The sequence below is a fragment of the Leucobacter faecis genome, from assembly GCF_054456695.2.
This window is the reverse complement of record NZ_JBTJER020000004.1, coordinates 297,066-313,899: the sequence shown is the minus strand read 5'-3', so window position 1 is coordinate 313,899 and position 16,834 is coordinate 297,066. Positions and strand designations below refer to the sequence as shown.

Below are 16,834 nucleotides of genomic sequence, written 5' to 3'. Positions count from 1 at the left end.
GCGGGTTCTGTGAGTCGCTTCAAGCATCAATCACGGCTCAAGCACCAGTTTTTCGACAGTGCTGATGCTTGAAACGGGATCGGTGTAGCTGTCGTTGTGCACGAGGCGTAGGCTCGAAGCATGACGCGCGCAATTGTTGCCCCGCACACGGGCGAGCCTGAGGTTCTGCAGTTCACCACCGTCGAGACGCCCGTGCCGGGCCCCGGCGAGCTGCTCGTCGAAACCGTCGCGGCGGGCGTCAACTTCATCGACACCTACCAGCGCTCAGGACTCTACGGCGTGCCGTTTCCGTTCACGCCGGGGGCCGAGGGCTGCGGCCGCGTGATCGCGGTCGGCCCGGCCCTGCCCGGTCACGCGGGCTCCGGCGCTGAGGCTGGCGCTGACGCTGGTGATCTGGCTCGTGAGCGGTCGGCTGCGGGCGGCGAAATGGGCGCGGCCAATGATCCGGATCAAAATGCCGCAGCGCCGGGCGAGCCGATTCGCGTGGGTGACCTGGTGACGACGGCCGAGGGGCGCGGAACCTATGCCGAGCAGTTTGTGGTCGCGGCCGAGAAGGCCGTGCGCGTTCCCGAGGGGGTGAGCGCCGAGGTCGCTGCCGCACTGCCGCTGCAGGGGCTCACCGCGCACTACCTCGCGAACTCGATCGTGCGGCTCGGCCCCGGTGACACAGCACTCGTGCACGCGGGCGCGGGCGGCGTGGGGCTGTTGCTCACGCAGTTGCTCGCGGCGCGGGCGGTGCGCGTCATTACGACCGCGTCGACCCCCGAGAAGCAGGAGCTGAGCGTGCGCGCCGGTGCACTGCTGGCGATCAGCTACGAAGACTTCGCCGACCGGGTGCGCGACATGACCGGCGGCGAAGGCGTGAAGGCCGTGTTCGACGGGGTGGGGCAGGCGACGTTCGACGACTCGCTCAGGTCACTGCGGGTGCGCGGCGACCTCGTGCTGTTTGGGGCGGCGAGCGGGCCGGTGCCGCCGTTCGACCTGCAGCGGCTCAACGCTGGCGGGTCGTTGCGTGTCACTCGCCCCACGCTAGCGCACTTCTTGCGCACCCCCGCCGAGCGCGCGAAGCGCTACGGCGACCTGTTCACCGGCGTTCAGGGCGGCGTGCTCGACGTGCGCATCGGTGAGCGGTTTGCGCTCGCCGACGCGGCCGCCGCACACACCGCGCTCGAGGGCCGCGGCACGACGGGCAAGGTGATCCTGACGGCGTAGCGGCTAAGCCCGATGATCGCGCATCCAAATGATGTCAGCGCGCATCGGCTGCGTGTAGAAACCCGGGTCACCAAAGAAGAACTCGCCCGACTGCTTGTAGATCGTAATGCGCATCGCCCGCACCATCGCCTCGCCCCGCTCGCGCAGCGTCGGCTCGATCGCGTCTACTGTGTCCAGCTGCTCGAGGTCGAACGCCGCCGCGAGCAACGCTTCTTCAAATCCCGGCACCTCGTGCTCAGTGAACATGCCGTTGCCGGCGGCCGCGACCCAGCACGCCGCGGCCGCGATCGCTTTGGCGTGAGCGCGCCGGCGATACAGCCCCGGATCACCCGCGGCCGACCGTGCGAGCACGCGGTAGGCAATCGTCACGATCTCGGTCACAAGCACGGGGTTGGAGATGACGGCGGGCAACCGTTCGGCGATGAGTGGGGCGACGGTGCGCAGCCGCTCGGCTACGACGGTGGGGACGTCGTAGCCCGCGAGGGCGTCGCTAAAACTGATGGGCGGCAGCGGCTTGTCGGTGAGCGTGGCGAGTTCGCCGCGGCTGCCGACTTCGAGTTCGAGCATGTAGAGGGTGAACTGGCGCATGCCGGCGTTCTCTTCTGCTTCGCTGCCTGTCGGGGCGCCCTGCGGAAAATGCTCGAGCAAGAAGTCGTCCATCGGGTGCTGGCCGTACGCGTGAGCTGGAGCTTTGGAGCGCTTAATGCGCCGAGGCTTGGGGGGCCTGCCCCGGGCGAGACGTTCAAGGTCGGCAGCGTTGCTCGCGTTCTCTGCCACGATGCCCTGAAACTTAGGGGTGAGCTCGGCGATCTCGTGCAGGGTGAGGGCGGTCGCGCTCGCAGAAATACCTGACCGGGTGTTGGCCCACTGCACGAGCGCAGACAGGAGTGCGGGAAGCTGCAAGAGCACCTTGTCGGGGGCGTGATAGCTGCGCACGTACAGGTCGGTCATGAGGTCGTGCACGAAGCGCGGGCCCCACCGGAGTGCGTCGCCCGAGCCGTAGTCGGCGCGAAGCCGTAGGAGCGTCTCAACCTGGTCGGCTGCCCCTTCCGGCAGGGCGCTCGCCTCGGGGGAGGCACGAAACTCGTCGGCGAGCCGGCGCAGCTCGTCGCTGCGGTCATCGTGCGCGGTGTTGGTGTTGTTGTTAGTGTTGTTGGCGCTGTCGACCGCCGTCCCCTCACCGGGCATGAGGCGCGCAATCCACTCGAGTGCGGGGCGCACGGCCGGCCACGAGTCGGTTTCGCTCGCCGCAGAAACGTTGATCGTAGCCGCAAGCGCTTTCGCGAGCCGGGCCCCGGCGGTAGCGAGGCTGAGTTCACGACGCCCCTTGGCGCCGGGCGCACCGGGGTGTGCGTCGGTGACCAAAGACTCGAGGGGCAGAGGAGCCATGTCGGCGTCTTCGATGACGGTAGTGCCCCGGGTGTGCAGATCACACGCGACTGTAAGGCGTTCTTCTGCGATGGCAACACCAATGAGCAGGGTTTCGCGCTCGCCAAACACATCGGTCACCGACACGGCCCGGTCGACGCGAGCAAGCGAAAGAGCGTCGAGCCATGCGGGCTGGTCGCGTCGGCTCACCGCGTGCGCGATGCGCAGGCGTGCGCCTTCGTCACCGAGCATCTCGCCCCAGACGCGCAGCACCGCATTCAGCTCGGGCACGTCCTGCGCGATCAACGCGGGTACGAGCAGGTGGACGGCAACATCGGTGGGCGTGATGGGACGTGAGGCGTCGATCCGGAGCTGCTCGCCGGCGCTGCCGACACCGCGCGCGTCGCTCTCAGCTTGGGCCTCGAGCATCGCGCGCCAAGCAGCCTCTTGTTCGGCCGGATCGATGCCGGGCAGCGCGATGAGCGCGCTCGCCACCCTGAGCAGCTCGACGGGTGACGGTTGGCGCATCGCCGCGCGCAGTTCGGCGTGAAATTGAGACTCATCGGCGTGCATGGTTTGAGCCTACTGGTGGCCTCGGACATCCTCCAATGAGCGCAGGCGGGTGGGCCTACACGCTTGGGCTACGGGACCCGCTTGATCCACTCGAGCGTCGAGAACTTCTGCTCGACGAGTCGTTCGGCGGCGTCCCACTCACCCTCGGTGACCTCGCCGACAGTCGCGCCGTGGCGCTGCGTGAAGACCTCGACGAGCTTGTCGATGATCGCTTCGCGGCTGAGCCCGGTCTGGCTGCGCAGCGGGTCGACGCGCTTTTGCGCGCTCGCGGTGCCCTTGTCTGACAGCTTCTCGCGGCCGATGCGCAGCACCTGCGTCATTGCTTCGGCGTCCATGTCGTAGGCCATGGTGACGTGGTGTAGCACGGCGCCCGAGCCGAGCCGCTTCTGGGCAGCTCCGCCGATCTTGCCCTGAGGGCTCGAAATGTCGTTGAGCGGCTTGTAGCTGGCGTTGATGCCGAGGGCCTGCAACGCTTCGAGCACCCACTCGTCGAGGTAGGCGTATGAGTCGGCGAAGCTCATGCCGCGCACCAACTCGCCCGGCACGTACAGGGCGTAGGTGATGCAGGCTTCGGGTTCCATGTACATCGCGCCGCCGCCTGAGATGCGCCGCACGATCTTGGCGCCGCGGGCGGCGGCCTCGTCTTCGTCGACCTCGTTCTTGATGGACTGGAAGCTGCCGATGAAGACGGCGGGTTCGTTCCACTCCCAGATGCGCAGGGTGGGGCCGCGTAGCCCTTCGCCGACGGCGATCGTGAGCACCTCGTCGAGGGCGGCGTTCATGACGGGGGTGACGGCTGGCTCGTGCAGAATCTGCCAGTCGTAGTCGCGCCAGTGGGCGGCGCCCGTCATGGCGCGACGAATCGCGACGCCCACCGACCCGGGGGTGAAGCCGAGCAGGTGCACTTCTTTGGGAAGCGCTTTTTGAATCGCGACGGCGAAGTCCTCGATGGTGCCGCCCGGATCCATGCCTTCGACGGCCCCGTTGATGCACTCGAGTGCATCGTCGGGTTCGAGGAAGAAGTCGCCAGAGAGGCGAAAGTCTTTGATGCGGCCGTGCGCCACCTCGAAGTCGACGACAACGAGCTTGCCGCCGGGTACCTTGAACTCCCCGTGTGTACTCATAGCCATAGGTTACGCCCCGGGCCCATTTGGCGCTACGCATGAGCGGGCATGTTGGTAAGTGTGGTTCATGTGCCGGCGGGGGTTTTCTGCGGGCGAGGATCCGCCTGATGTTAGTCGGGTGAGGTTAGGCAGGCGCAGGCAAGAGGCCCGGCATGGGCACAGCTGTCCCCTCGAGCTCAGTTTTGCCGTCTGACGCGGGTCAGCTTCGGTGATGCAGGGGTGCGCGCGGCGTGCGGCAGGGATTGCCACTTGTCGGGTGGCACGGGTGCCGGTGGCCTGCTCTTGCCCGGCAGAAACGCCACTGAGGGTGTGGCTGACGGGGCGGTCGAGGGCGTGCCTGCGCCTGTGCCTGTGCCTGTGCCTGTGCCTGTGCCTGTGCCTGTGCCTGTGCCTGTGCCTGTGCCTGTGCCTGTGTCTGTGCTTGTGTCTGTGGCCGTGGTTGTGGTTGAGGGCACGACTGTGAGCTGTGCCCAAGCAAGTTGCCGGGCCGCTCTGGGTGCTAGGTCGGTCACGTCGCCGTCTCGTGAGTGGAGCCTGAACGGGCCCTTGCCGTCGCGAGTGATGCGCCACCCGCCGGCGTGGAGTTGCATGTGGTGAAAACGGCAGAGCAAGGCGCCACGGTCAATATCGGTGCGGCCGCCATCACGGTCCCATTCGTCGATGTGGTGTGCCTCGCAGTATGAGGCGGGCCGGTCGCAGCCGGTCCAGATGCAGCCGCCGTCACGTAGCGACAGGGCGATGCGCTGCTCTGAAGAGTATGACCGTTTGGTGCGGCCCAGGTTTAGGGGGTTGCCCGAGCGGTCGACAATCACCGGCACGACACCAGTGTTGCACACCATGCGGTTCGCGACATCGACGGGCACGGCGGCGTTCTCGTCTTCAAAGAACGCCCGGCCAGGCCCGGCCGCCCCGGTCTCGGGGTCTGGCGCGTCGACGACGCGTACGACTCGCACGCCCGCTTGTTTCACCCCGAACACCTGTGAGACGGTGGCGAGGGTGCCCGCGTGCATGACGTCGATTAAGAGATCGTGGGTGAGCTGGTTGTTACTGCGGGGGTCGTCACGCAGTTCTCGTGCGGTTTCTTTGTCTTCGTCGCTGACAAAGCGGGGCCCGCCTCGCCGGGGTCGCATTGCGGCGTTAATCATGGAGCGTACCCACGCGGCTGATTCGTCATCGAAGGTGAACGACCCGTGGTGCACCCCGTGCGCGTCGACCCACATGCGAAACGAGCGGCCTTCGTAGCGGGTCATGAACCGCTGCTGGGCCCCGTCGGGGTCGAGCAGGTCGCGCACGGTGCGGGCGGCCCCGGCAAGTTCTTCAACGGTGCGGCGGGTGGCTTCAAGGCTGAGTTGCTCGGCCGCGAGCCGCCATGCTTCGACCGCGGCAAGGTTGGCGGCTTGTGTGATTGCTGCCTCTGCCTCTGCCTCTGCCGCTGCTTCTGCCTCTGCGGCCGCGTCTACGTCGGCGTCTTCAGTGCCGGTGTTTTCAACGCGGGCGCTGGGCGAGCCTTCGTGCTCGCCGGTGCTGACCGGTGGCTCGCCGAGCCCCCTGCGGATCGCATCATGCTGCTCAGTCGTGAGCGCACCCTCTAGAAGAGCGGCGCGAAGAGGTGCGTGCCAGGGGAGAGGCGGTGGGGTGATAACTCCTGAAGCGTCAGCGCCAGAACCAGCGCCCGAACCCGCGCCAGAACCAGCGCCCGAACCCGCGTCAGAACCAGCGTCAACACCCAGCTCGGAAGTATCGAGGCCAGCATCCACCGGCCCATCTTCAAACAGTGACTCACCGACGCGCACCTCGCGTGCGGCCTGAGCGCGCGAGGCCCCGGTGATCTGTTGCACCAGGGACACGGGGCTGCGGTGACCGCGTGACTGCGCGAGCCCCGAGTGGCCGGCCTCGCGCGTGGAGCGCTGCGCGACGACACCCGACGCGGCGACGCGCACCCGGTCTGCGGTCTGCGCGAGCCTGGCTGCCGCGTCGAGCACCGCCATCACGTCTGTGTCAGAGAGGGCAGCGATGGTGTCGGGCAGCACCGCGGTCTCGGGCACCTCACCAAGCAGCCGGCGTAGCTCCGCCTGCTGCTGTGCGAGTGAGGTGAAAAGTTCCATGTCTCTATAGTCCACGCAGCCACCGACATTGGCGCAAGAAAAACCCCTGGTCAGGTTCACGCGGTACAACATGAATGTCACGAAATGGTAACGAATCGTAGGTGGCGGGCCCGGGTGGCGGGGTGCAAGCGGCGATCGCATCACCGCACCGAACCCAGAGCGCAATGTTCGATAATTCTTACTTCGTCACCAAGTTACATTTTTCAAACATGGTTGCAATGGGAGAGTTATGGAGCAGCCCGCAAGGCAAGTTTGCGCTCGCCCACGACGCCCTTCGTCGGCTGCCATTCGCGACGTTCGCCTGGTCCAAGCGAGTCCGCGAGGTGCTCGGGGTCGAGTAAGCATGATCCGGATCGAGCAACTGCGCCGCAAGCAGCCCGCCGACCAAAGCGGCGTGCGTTACTACACCAGTTTCTCGAACACCAGAGTTGCTTGGATTCGGTCGCCTCCGCCGAGGCCCTTGGTGCCCGAAGAAGCGGTCGTGATCGTGTGTAGCCTGTATCCCAGGGCGGCCTGTGCGTTGATCGCGCCTTCGAGTTCGGTGAGGTTGCCAGACCCCGAGCCCCACATCTTCTCTTTGAGAACCACCTGCAATACGACGTCGCTCATGCCGGTTTGCGCGGGCCGCGGCTGTCCACCCGAGGCTGCCGCGGCCTCAATGTGTGAAACCACGCCACTGATGCTTGGCTGAAAAGGTGGTGGCGTCTGCACCTTGTCGGTCCATTTCTGCCCGTCCCACCAGCGCTGCGTGCCAGAACCGTCGTCGTACCAGCCCTCAGGTGTCGTCGTAGTCATAAGGCCATTCTGGACGCGGCACTATGAGAGTGCCAAACGAACGTGGCTGGCGGCACGGGCATGATCCGGATCGAGAATCTGCGACGCAAGCAGCTTACGGGCTAAAGAGGCGGGCGCGCTACGCCGTCGAGGTGCGCTCGAGGATCCAGGTTGAGAGGTCGACAAACACCTCGTCGCGGTTCGTTTCGTTGAGGGTTTCGTGGCGCGCGCCGGGGTACAGCTTGAGGGTTACGTCTTGCACGCCGCGGCGCCGGTACGCCTCGGCCAGCTGGGTGAGGCCGTCGCCGCGCGAGAGCGGGTCTTCGGCGCCCGAGACGATGAGAATCGGCACGCCCGCGCTGAGGCCCGCGACCGGGCGGCCATACAACCGCAGGCCATCGGCGACGCCGAAGAGCTTGAGAATATCGGCGCCAAAACAAAACGGGTCGGCCACGAACTTGGCGACCTCGGCTTCGTCGCGGCTGAGCCACTCGAAGCCCGTCGCGCCCTCACCCGCCCAGCGCGCATTGAGGTCGCCGCTCTCCATGTGTCGAAAGGTGCGCAGGGCAGAGCCCGAGAGCACCAGGGCGTCCCAGGCTAAGGGGTGCGCGTTGAGAATGCGCTGCGCCATGAGCGACCCCCACGAGTGCGCAAACATCACCACGGGCAGGTCGGGGTGGCGCTCGCGAATGATCGCAGTGAGCTGGAGCACCTCGTTTTCGGTCGCAGCGAGCCCGCCAGGGCCGAGCTTGCCGAGCTTCGACATGTCTCCGTCGTACTGCGTGAACCCGGTCTGGCCGTGCCCGCGGTGGTCGTCGGCGTACACGACAAACCCCGCCTTTGTGAGGTACTGCGCGAACGCGTCGTACCGTTTCGCGTGCTCGCCGATGCCGTGCGAGATCTGCACCGCCGCGATAGGCTCGTCGCCATTTGCTGGCTGCCACTCGTACGCGAAGATCTCGACGCCGTGAGCGTCGGTGAAGCTGAACTCGGTGTAGGCGTGCCGGGGAGCTGGCTGCTTCGCCTGTGGGGTCTCGTCGTTCGCGGGGGTCATGGGCCCATTCTGGCCTGTTCGGGTGGGCGGCGCCAGAGCTTTTGCTGATGCGGTGCCGCCCACGCGAGCTAGTGACGTGTGCGTCGACGCGTGAGCGTGACCGCCCCCACCGCCCCGGCAGCTGCCAATAGCAGGCTGCCCGCGGCTGCGACACCCATGTTGCGGGCGCCGGTGCTCGCTAACTCCTGCTCCGCGGTGGGCTGCGGTGTCTGGGCGGGTTTCTGCGCAGGTTTCTGATCCGGATCAGGGGTAGGGCCTGGCACCTGGGCAGGGGTGACCTCGATGACGGCCTGGGCTGACGCCGCCCCGACGGTTGCGGTGATCGTGTGGGGGCTAGCAGAAGGGAAGGTGACGGTGAGCCCCGAGACAACATCGCTCGCGACCGACGAGGTGAGAACCGCAGCGCTTGTGTCGGCGGTGTTGCCGTACGCGTCGACACCGACGACGGTGAATTTGACGGTGTCGCCCTGCTGCACGGTGGCAGCCGACGGCGTGAGTGTGAGGGCCTGGGCGGCCGCGGCCACCACACGAACCTCGAACGTGCTGGTGAGCTGCGCGCCCTGCACGACCGCGCCCACGGTGAGCGAGCAGGTGCCCGCCGTCTCAAACACGCTCTGCCCCGGCACAGTGCTCGTGTCGACGATGCTGGGGTCGCCGCAGTCGACGGCGGTGGCGGTGAGAGCGGGCTGCGGGTCGAGTGCGCCGCCGCCCGGGCTGAGTACCGTCACCGGGTAGGTGAACGGAACACCTGCGGTGGCGACCAAATCGTCTGGGGCTGCAGACACAGTGAGGGTGGCGGGCGCGACCGCGTAAAGGTCGGTGGTGCCCGATCCGGCAGTCGAGCTCGTGGCGTCGAACCACGAGCCGAGCCCGTCATCTTGGGTGTTCCACAGCGTGCCCGCGGGAGCCGCGGGCAGGGTGAGGCCCGCGGCGGTGAGGCTGGGCGCGAAGACATGCTGCGCCGGGATGCTGGCTTCGGGCGCGTTGAACGTGAGTAGACGGTTGTTGCCGGTTACGAGCGAAGCGTCTGGCTGCAGCATGATGGTGCCATTGTTGGCGATCGTGCCGGGGGCCGAGGGCAGCACGCCCGCGCCGGGGGCTTTGATCGCCGCGCCCTCGGTTGGTGCGGTGTCGGTGCCGCGAATGATGCCAGCGGCGCCCACTGTGACCTCTGCGGTGGTCGTGCTGGGGTCATCGATGACCTGAAGTGTGCCTTGAGGTAGCGACAGCGTGCCGTCGACGGTCAGTGAGCCGAATGCGCCGGTGAAGTTGGAAGCGGGCAAGCCCCCTGGTTGGCCGCCGCCGAACGGAGTACCGGGGGAGCTCGCCACGACGAGCCCGCCTTCGTTGATGGTGAGCGAACCGCCGCTGCCGCCCGCGTTTGTCGCGTCGAAGCCGCCCATGCCGCCGCCGATCGCGGTTGAGAGGAATCCGTTTGCCACTGCAGTGAGAGTGCCGCCCGAGTGAACGGTGATGGCCGCGCCGCTGCCGCCGTTGCCGCTTGCGCCTGCACCGCCGCCACCCACCGCGACGCCGTAGGCAGAGTCGTTCTGGGCGTAGACGTCGCCGCCGAAGATGTTGAGCACACCGCCGCTGCCTTCGACGTAGCCGCCGCCGATCGCGGCGGTGTAACCGCTGTTTGCTGCCGCATATGCTTCGACCCTGCCGCCGTACACGTTGAGGGTGCCGGCGTCGACCGCACTGGGTCCGACCATGAGCCCGCCACCGATGCCCGCGGCGTTGGGGGCACCACGGGCAATCACCGTGCCGCTCAATACGGTGAGCGTCGCCCCGGCCGTGCTGATTCCGGGGGCATAGCCCTGAGTGACGTGTGTTTCAACGGTGCCTGTGCTCGTTCCCGAGTCGGTGCCAGACAGCGTGAGCTCGGTGCTCGTTCCAATGACAATGTTTGCGACGTCGAGACGCCGCTCGGCGAGGTCGATGTGCGCGTTGCAGTGCGTCACCAGCGTGGTGGTCGGTTCGTAGATGTCTGCCGCGAGCGTGACCTCGACAGGGTTTGTCTCGCAGAGCGAGACGGCCGTTTGTAGCTCAGCGAGCGTCGAGACCGTGTGCGGCGCCGCGATCGCCGGCGTGGCCACGAGCGCTGAGGCGAGCACCGCCGCGCAAGCAGAAGCAGACAAGAGAACGCGAGGCAGCATTGGCATGGTTGTAACTGTACAGGGTGCAGTTAGGCCCGTCGCAAGTGAGAGTGGGTGTTGGGTGGCGAGGCGAATGCCAGCCAGTATATGAACAGTAGAAGGGCAGTGCTCAACTGAAACAAAGCTCGAGGCCGGCTAGGCTGGAGCAGATGACTACTCACGCAGCGCAGACGAAGCCCAAGAAGCGCATCGAAGTTGTGGCAGCCGCGATCTACAATGGCACCGAGATCCTCGCGGCAAAGCGCGGCGAGGGCATGTCGCTCGCCGGCCTATGGGAGTTTCCCGGCGGCAAGATCGAACCGGGAGAAGCGCCGCGTGACGCTCTGCGCCGTGAACTCGAAGAAGAGCTGCACTGCCAGGCTGAGATTGGCGAGTACGTCAATACAACTGACTACGAGTACGACTTCGGGGTCGTGAGCCTCGCAACGTTTATCTGCACCGTCGAGGGCAGCGCGCCGATCGCTACCGAGCACGCCGAAATCCGGTGGGTGCCCGTCGCTGAGCTACCCACGCTCGAGTGGGCTCCTGCAGATATTCCCGCAGTAGAGCGACTCGTGGAGCTGCTCGCGTCATGACGCAGTTGATGCGCGGCCATCTCGAAGCCGACACGGGCTTCGGGTTTCTCGACGCATCGATCGCCGCACCGCAACTGCTTAACCCGCAGCTCGTCGCGAACGAGGCTGAACAGACCATGCTGCGCGCGATCAAGCGCGAGCTACGCCGCTCGCGAAGTTTCACATTCTCGGTAGCGTTCATCACGGCTAACGCGTTGGCGATGCTCAAGCAGGCTCTCGTTGAGTTCGATGGTGCAGGCACGATCATCACATCGACCTACCTGGGTTTCAACTCGCCAGAGGTCTTCGCAGAACTGCTCGCGCTCGAGGGCGTCACCACGCATGTGTATGAGGGCGACGCAGGCTTCCACGCCAAGGGCTATGTCTTCGAGCAGGGTGCGCATACCACCGCGATCATTGGCAGCTCGAACCTGACAGCCAACGCGCTCGTCAAAAACCAGGAGTGGAACCTCCAGTTCTCGGCAATGCCCGAGGGCGACCTCGTCACGCAGCTCCGGGTCGCCACGCAGCGGCAGATCGCTGCCTCCGTGCCGCTCACCACACACTGGGTCGAGACCTATCGCAAGAACTATGTCGCGCAGCCCGCGCGCGTGGTCACGTACGGTGCTGGCGTTGATCCGGATCACGAATCACAGACCCTGCCCACCGTGATTGCGCCGAACTCGATGCAGCTCGAAGCGCTTGAAGCGATTGCGGCCGTGCGCGAGGCGGGCGAGCAGCGCGCGGTTGTCGTCTCGGCAACGGGCACGGGTAAGACAATTCTGTCGACGCTCGATGTACGAGCCGCGAACCCAAACAAGATGCTGTTTGTCGTGCATCGGGAGCAGATTCTTGACGCCGCGATTGCGGCGTATCAGCGGGTGCTCGGTGCGCCCGCGAGCGAGTTTGGCAAGCTCGTGGGCGGTGCGCGTGAGCTCGACCGCAAGTACGTGTTTGCGACGGTGCAGACGCTGTCGCGGCCCGACGTACTCGAGCAGATTGACGCCGAAGCGTTCGACTACGTGCTCGTTGATGAGGTTCACCGCGCGGGCGCCAACAGCTACCAGCGTGTGTTTGACCGGCTGCGGCCCAAGTTCTTGCTCGGAGTCACGGCGACTCCCGAGCGCACTGACGGGTTCAACATCTTTGAACTGTTTGACTACAATGTGCCGTACGAGATTCGGCTGCAGAAGGCGCTCGAAGCAGACATGCTCGCGCCCTTTCATTACTACGGCGTGACCGACTACATCGACAACGCCGGGCAAACGGTTGGCGACGTGACGACGCTGAGCGCGCTCGTCACACACGAGCGGGTGGCACATATTTTGCGGGCGCTCGAACGCTACGGCCACGCCGCAGGGGTGCGCGGGCTGGTGTTTTGTAGTCGGCGCGAAGAAGCGCATGAACTGTCGCGGTTGCTGAACGAGCGGTCGGTGCATGGTGCCCGACTGCGCACGATCGCACTCACGGGGAAGGATTCCGTCGAGTTTAGAGAGGCCGCGACCCGCCGGCTTGAGCGAGGCGAACTCGACTACATTCTCACGGTCGACGTATTCAACGAGGGCATCGATATTCCGACCCTCAACCAGATTGTGATGCTGCGGCAGACACAGTCGAGCATCATATTTACGCAGCAGCTCGGGCGCGGGCTGCGCAAGGCATCCGGTAAAGATCACGTGCGGGTGATCGACTTCATCGGCAACTACACCAACAACTATTTGATTCCCATTGCGCTCACGGGTGATAGCTCGCTCAACAAAGACGTCGTGCGACGCAAACTTGTTGATGCCGATACGGCCGGGGTGATCTCGGGTATCTCGAGCATCAACTTCGACCGCATCTCGCGCGACAGGGTCTTGCGCTCGCTCGAAGCGATCAAGCTCGACAGCATGAAGAACCTCAAGGGAGCGTTCCTCGACTTGCAACAGCGCCTCGGGCACCCGCCCGCGCTATATGACTTTGCCCGCTTCGACACGGTCGACCCGGTAACGCTTGCGAAAAAGAACAAGAACTACTGGAACTTTCTGGTCAAGATGCGGGCGGTGTCTGAGTCTCCTGCTCCGGATCAGGCCGCGCTGCTCAACTTTGTGACTGGTGAGTTGCTGAACGGCAAACGCCCACACGAACTGCTGTTGCTCAAATGGCTGATCGCCGATGGACGTTTGCCCCGCACCGAGTACGCCGCCAGGCTCGCCGCCGCAGGATGCACAATCGCAGAAGACACAATCGCGTCTGTCGACCGCATAGTTTCGCTCGAGTTCTTCACCGAGGCTGAGCGGGCGAGCTACGGCGATGCACCGGTCGTCTCAGTCACACCCGACTCCTACACCTTGGCGCCTCAGGTCGCGGCGCTTCGGGCGGGGTCTGCGTTCTTGCGGGCGCAGGTCGACGATGCGATTGAAACTGGCTTGTATCTCGCGCGGCACCGACACAACTGGACCGCTGTGCTGCAAGTTGGGCGCATGTACTCACGTAAAGACGTGTGCCGCATGCTGAACTGGCGGGCGAACGAGTACAGCACGATCTATGGCTACAAAGTAGACCGAGAGTCGAGCTCCTGTCCCGTATTCGTGACCTACCACAAGGACGACGATGTCTCAGAGAGTACGCAGTATGAGGATGAGCTACTCGACCACTCAACACTGCGGTGGTTTACGCGATCGCGACGCACACTACAGAGCGCTGAGGTAAAAGCCATCGTGAACCGTGAGGTGCCGCTGCACCTCTTCGTGAAAAAGGACGACGCCGAGGGGCTCGATTTCTACTACCTCGGGCAGGCTGAGTCACGGGACCCTGTGCAAGAGACGATGCCAGGCAAGAACGGCACGCAACTTGATGTAGTGACAATGAACTTGCACCTTGAAGCGCCGATTAACGAGAGCCTCTACGACTACTTGATCACGGGCAGCGAGCCGGCAATAATCTAGGCCAACTGACCCCGCGCACGCGCGCAGACGCTCCTCGCCGCCACAACACATATAGACTCGAATGGCTTTAGCCAGTTCAAACATAGGAGTTTGTGTGTCGGTTGAGATTGCAGAACGTTTGTCGAGCCTCGGCGCAAAGATTGAGCAGCAGCGCGCGTCGATTGAGACGGAAGAAGCTACGAAGAACGCGTTCGTGATGCCTTTCATTTCCTTGATCTTGGGGTACGACGTGTTCAACCCAAACGAGGTCGTACCGGAATTCACTGCAGACGTGGGCACCAAAAAGGGCGAGAAAGTCGACTACGCGATCGTCAAGGACAGCGATGTGCAGATCCTAATCGAGTGCAAGCATGTGGGTGCACCGCTCAACATCAAACATGCGTCGCAGCTGTTTCGCTATTTTTCGGCCACGAACGCACGTATTGCCATTTTGACGAATGGTGATGACTATCACTTCTATACAGACCTCGATGCGCCAAACAAGATGGATGAGAAGCCATTTCTCATGGTGCAGGTATCTGACCTAGATCCAGTGTCAGTTCCTGAATTGCGCAAGCTCAGCAAGGACGAGTTCGACCTTGACTCAGTGATCAGTGCAGCGGAAGAGCTGAAGTATGTTGGTGGCCTGAAGCGGGTGTTGGCTGCCCAGTTCGCAGAACCGGATGCCGAGTGGGTTAAGTTCTTGACGACCCGGGTGTATGAGGGATCATTTACGCAAAAGGTACGAGACCAGTTCTCCGGTCTTGTAACCAAGGCCACACGTCAGTTCTTGAATGATCGGGTCAACGACCGTTTGAAAGCAGCTTTGGGTGGGCAAACATCGGTCCCAGATAACGGCTCCGTGACTTCGCCCGAAGCCAGTGAGCACGTAGCAGAAGCGTCTGCCGTGACCGCAGATGTTAAGGACGGGATCGAGACGACACTCGAAGAGCTCGAAGGATTTCAGATTGTTCGGGCGATCGTGTGCAGTGAGGTGTCTCCAGCACGGATCGCGCAGCGAGACACCAAGAGCTACTTCGGTATTCTGCTTGACGATAACAACAGAAAACCTCTTGCACGTCTCTGGTTTAACGCCGGGCAGAAATACATCGGGCTATTCGATGAAGACAAAGTGGAGACGCGCCACCCAATCGACCGCCCCGAAGACATCTACAACTTCGCAGAGCACCTCAGGGCTTCGGTTCACTACTACGAGTGACTTCGCTAAACCCACTGACCGGGTGCTGTGGTGAGCGGCGTATCTGCTGGGTGGCAGGGCCACCCAGCAGCCTGAGCGTTGTGCGCACCCGGCAAGCAACGCACCACCAACCACTACCCCTCGAACGCCACGTTCCCGTCAACCAGCGTCAGTACCGATCGTGAGCCCAGCAATGCGGCGGGGGGTGCAGAAAGCGCGTGCGCGCCCCACACCACGAGGTTTGCGCGGTAGCCCGGGGCCAGGCGGCCCACCGAGGTTTCGACGCGCGAGGCGTAGGCTGCCCCAGACGTGAACGCCGCAAGTGCTTCGGCCGGCGTGAAGACTCGTGAGGGCGCATACGCCGCCCGTGACGTGTCCAGTGCAGAGCGCCCGGTCAGCGCGATGAACAGGTTGTCGGGGGCGAAGTGCGGGGCGGTCGGCGCGTCGGTGCCCAGCGCGATCGGAATGCCCGCCGCGCGCATCTTGTGCCACGGGAAACCCTCAGACGCCCGCGGTGCACCAAGCACCGCCTTCCAGTTGTCGAGCACGGCGGGGTCGCAGTGCACCGGCTGCATCGACGCCGTAACGCCCAGCGCGGCCATACGCGCGATCGTGTCGTCGGCGACGTACTCGAGGTGCTCGACGCGTGGCCGGCGCGCCGCAAACGCGCCACCCACGCCGTTCACGCGCATACACTCCTCCACCATGTCGAGCGCGATTGTGCTTGCCTCGTCGCCGATCGCGTGCAGCGCGAGCTGCAGCCCCGCCGCATCGGCTGCAACAGCCACGGGCAGAGCAAACGAACGCTCCCAGATCGGCCGGGGCAGTGCGCCGTTCACAAACGGGTCGCGCATTGACGCGGTGCAGGCGTCGATCACGCCGTCGAGAATAAACTTCACGCCTACGATGCGCAGCCACTCATCACCAAAATCGGCGGCAACCTCGTCGCGTACCCGCACGACCTCTTCGATCTGCGCTAGGTCTTGCTCGAGTGAGCCCGTCGCGGTGAGCAGCCAGTGCGCGTTCACGGGAAACGGCAGGCGCCCGTCGCGGTCAAGAATGCGGCGGTAGGCGGCGAGGTCTGCGGGCCCAAAGGCCATCTCGGTCGCGCCCGTCACCCCGGTTTCGAGGTAGGCGTCGAACGCGGCCGCCAAGAACCGGTCGCGGTCTGCGTCGGTCGCGACCTGCTCGAGGTAGCCCCACGCGTACTTCACGGCCGCGGTCTCGATCAAGAACCCGGTCGCGTCACCGTGCTCGTCGCGCACGATCTCGCCGCCCACCGGGTCGGGAGTCTCGCGCGTAATCCCCATCGCCTCAAGCGCGGCCGTGTTCACCCACGCCGAGTGCAGGTCGTTCGCGTCAAGCAGCACGGGCACGTCTGACACGACCTCATCAATCACGGCCGCGGTCGGCTGCTCGCCCTCGGCAAACAGGTCGAACATCCAGCTCGTGCCGGTCACGATCTGCCCATCGGGCTGGGCAGCGCGCCGCTCGGCGAGCCGGCGCTGCACTTCGGCAAGCGTGCCAGCATCGCGCAGCTGCACCTTCGACAGCGCCTCGCCCAGCATCATCATGTGCGCGTGCCCCTCGATGATGCCCGGCGTCACGAGCGCGCCGCCCAGGTCGACCTCGGTCGCCCGGGGACCTGCCACGCTGCGCACCGACGCCAGGTCGCCCGCGGCGAGCACAAGCCCGCCCTGCACGGCCACGCACTCGCGTGGCGCGTGCGCCGCCTCGCCGGTAAACACGGTCGCGTTCGTGTAAATCGTCGCCGTTGCTGCTGCGTTCTCGAGGCTCATGAGGGCTC

At 64.9% G+C, this 16,834-nt stretch carries 11 protein-coding genes; 4 read left to right on the top strand and 7 right to left on the bottom strand.

The features are described 5' to 3' along the window. Positions 1-120 precede the first annotated feature (120 nt). Complete coding sequence (locus tag ACXR2W_RS06600) at positions 121-1,212, top strand: quinone oxidoreductase family protein (RefSeq protein WP_458813407.1); 1,092 nt, start codon at positions 121-123, stop codon at positions 1,210-1,212. Between the two features lie 3 nt (positions 1,213-1,215). Here ACXR2W_RS06600 and ACXR2W_RS06595 read toward each other — a convergent pair whose 3' ends face one another. From ACXR2W_RS06595 to ACXR2W_RS06570, 6 genes are all read right to left on the bottom strand, one after another. Continuing rightward, positions 1,216-3,153, bottom strand: a complete 1,938-nt coding sequence (locus tag ACXR2W_RS06595; protein WP_458813405.1) for a hypothetical protein — start codon at positions 3,151-3,153, stop codon at positions 1,216-1,218. 68 nt (positions 3,154-3,221) lie between these two features. Next, positions 3,222-4,277: a lipoate-protein ligase LplAB gene (gene lplAB, locus ACXR2W_RS06590; protein WP_458813403.1), complete on the bottom strand. Its 1,056-nt coding sequence runs from the start codon at positions 4,275-4,277 to the stop codon at positions 3,222-3,224. 176 nt (positions 4,278-4,453) lie between these two features. After that, positions 4,454-6,382: an HNH endonuclease signature motif containing protein gene (locus ACXR2W_RS06585; protein ID WP_458813401.1), complete on the bottom strand. Its 1,929-nt coding sequence runs from the start codon at positions 6,380-6,382 to the stop codon at positions 4,454-4,456. Positions 6,383-6,784: 402 nt separating this feature from the next. After that, positions 6,785-7,177 (bottom strand): DUF2510 domain-containing protein, encoded by a 393-nt coding sequence (locus tag ACXR2W_RS06580; RefSeq protein WP_458813399.1) that lies wholly within the window; start codon positions 7,175-7,177, stop codon positions 6,785-6,787. A 118-nt stretch (positions 7,178-7,295) separates the two neighbouring features. After that, positions 7,296-8,210 carry an alpha/beta fold hydrolase gene (locus tag ACXR2W_RS06575; protein ID WP_458813397.1) on the bottom strand — a complete coding sequence of 305 codons (915 nt, stop codon included), beginning with the start codon at positions 8,208-8,210 and terminating at the stop codon, positions 7,296-7,298. Between the two features lie 68 nt (positions 8,211-8,278). Further along, positions 8,279-10,375, bottom strand: a complete 2,097-nt coding sequence (locus tag ACXR2W_RS06570) for a hypothetical protein (RefSeq protein WP_458813395.1) — start codon at positions 10,373-10,375, stop codon at positions 8,279-8,281. Between the two features lie 143 nt (positions 10,376-10,518). Between ACXR2W_RS06570 and ACXR2W_RS06565 the strand changes: the two genes are divergently transcribed. From ACXR2W_RS06565 to ACXR2W_RS06555, 3 genes are all read left to right on the top strand, one after another. Next, on the top strand, positions 10,519-10,944 hold the full coding sequence (locus ACXR2W_RS06565) for a (deoxy)nucleoside triphosphate pyrophosphohydrolase (RefSeq protein WP_458813393.1): 426 nt from the start codon (positions 10,519-10,521) through the stop codon (positions 10,942-10,944). Further along, the gene (locus ACXR2W_RS06560; protein WP_458813391.1) at positions 10,941-13,850 is read left to right on the top strand and encodes a DEAD/DEAH box helicase; all 2,910 of its coding nucleotides are present in this window, start codon (positions 10,941-10,943) and stop codon (positions 13,848-13,850) included. The genes ACXR2W_RS06565 and ACXR2W_RS06560 overlap by 4 nt, the downstream gene beginning before the upstream one ends. 94 nt (positions 13,851-13,944) lie before the next feature. Continuing rightward, positions 13,945-15,048: a type I restriction endonuclease gene (locus tag ACXR2W_RS06555; RefSeq protein ID WP_458813389.1), complete on the top strand. Its 1,104-nt coding sequence runs from the start codon at positions 13,945-13,947 to the stop codon at positions 15,046-15,048. A gap of 113 nt (positions 15,049-15,161) precedes the next feature. Here ACXR2W_RS06555 and ACXR2W_RS06550 read toward each other — a convergent pair whose 3' ends face one another. Next, positions 15,162-16,826 (bottom strand): amidohydrolase, encoded by a 1,665-nt coding sequence (locus tag ACXR2W_RS06550; RefSeq protein WP_458813387.1) that lies wholly within the window; start codon positions 16,824-16,826, stop codon positions 15,162-15,164. Between the last annotated feature and the right edge of the window lie 8 nt (positions 16,827-16,834).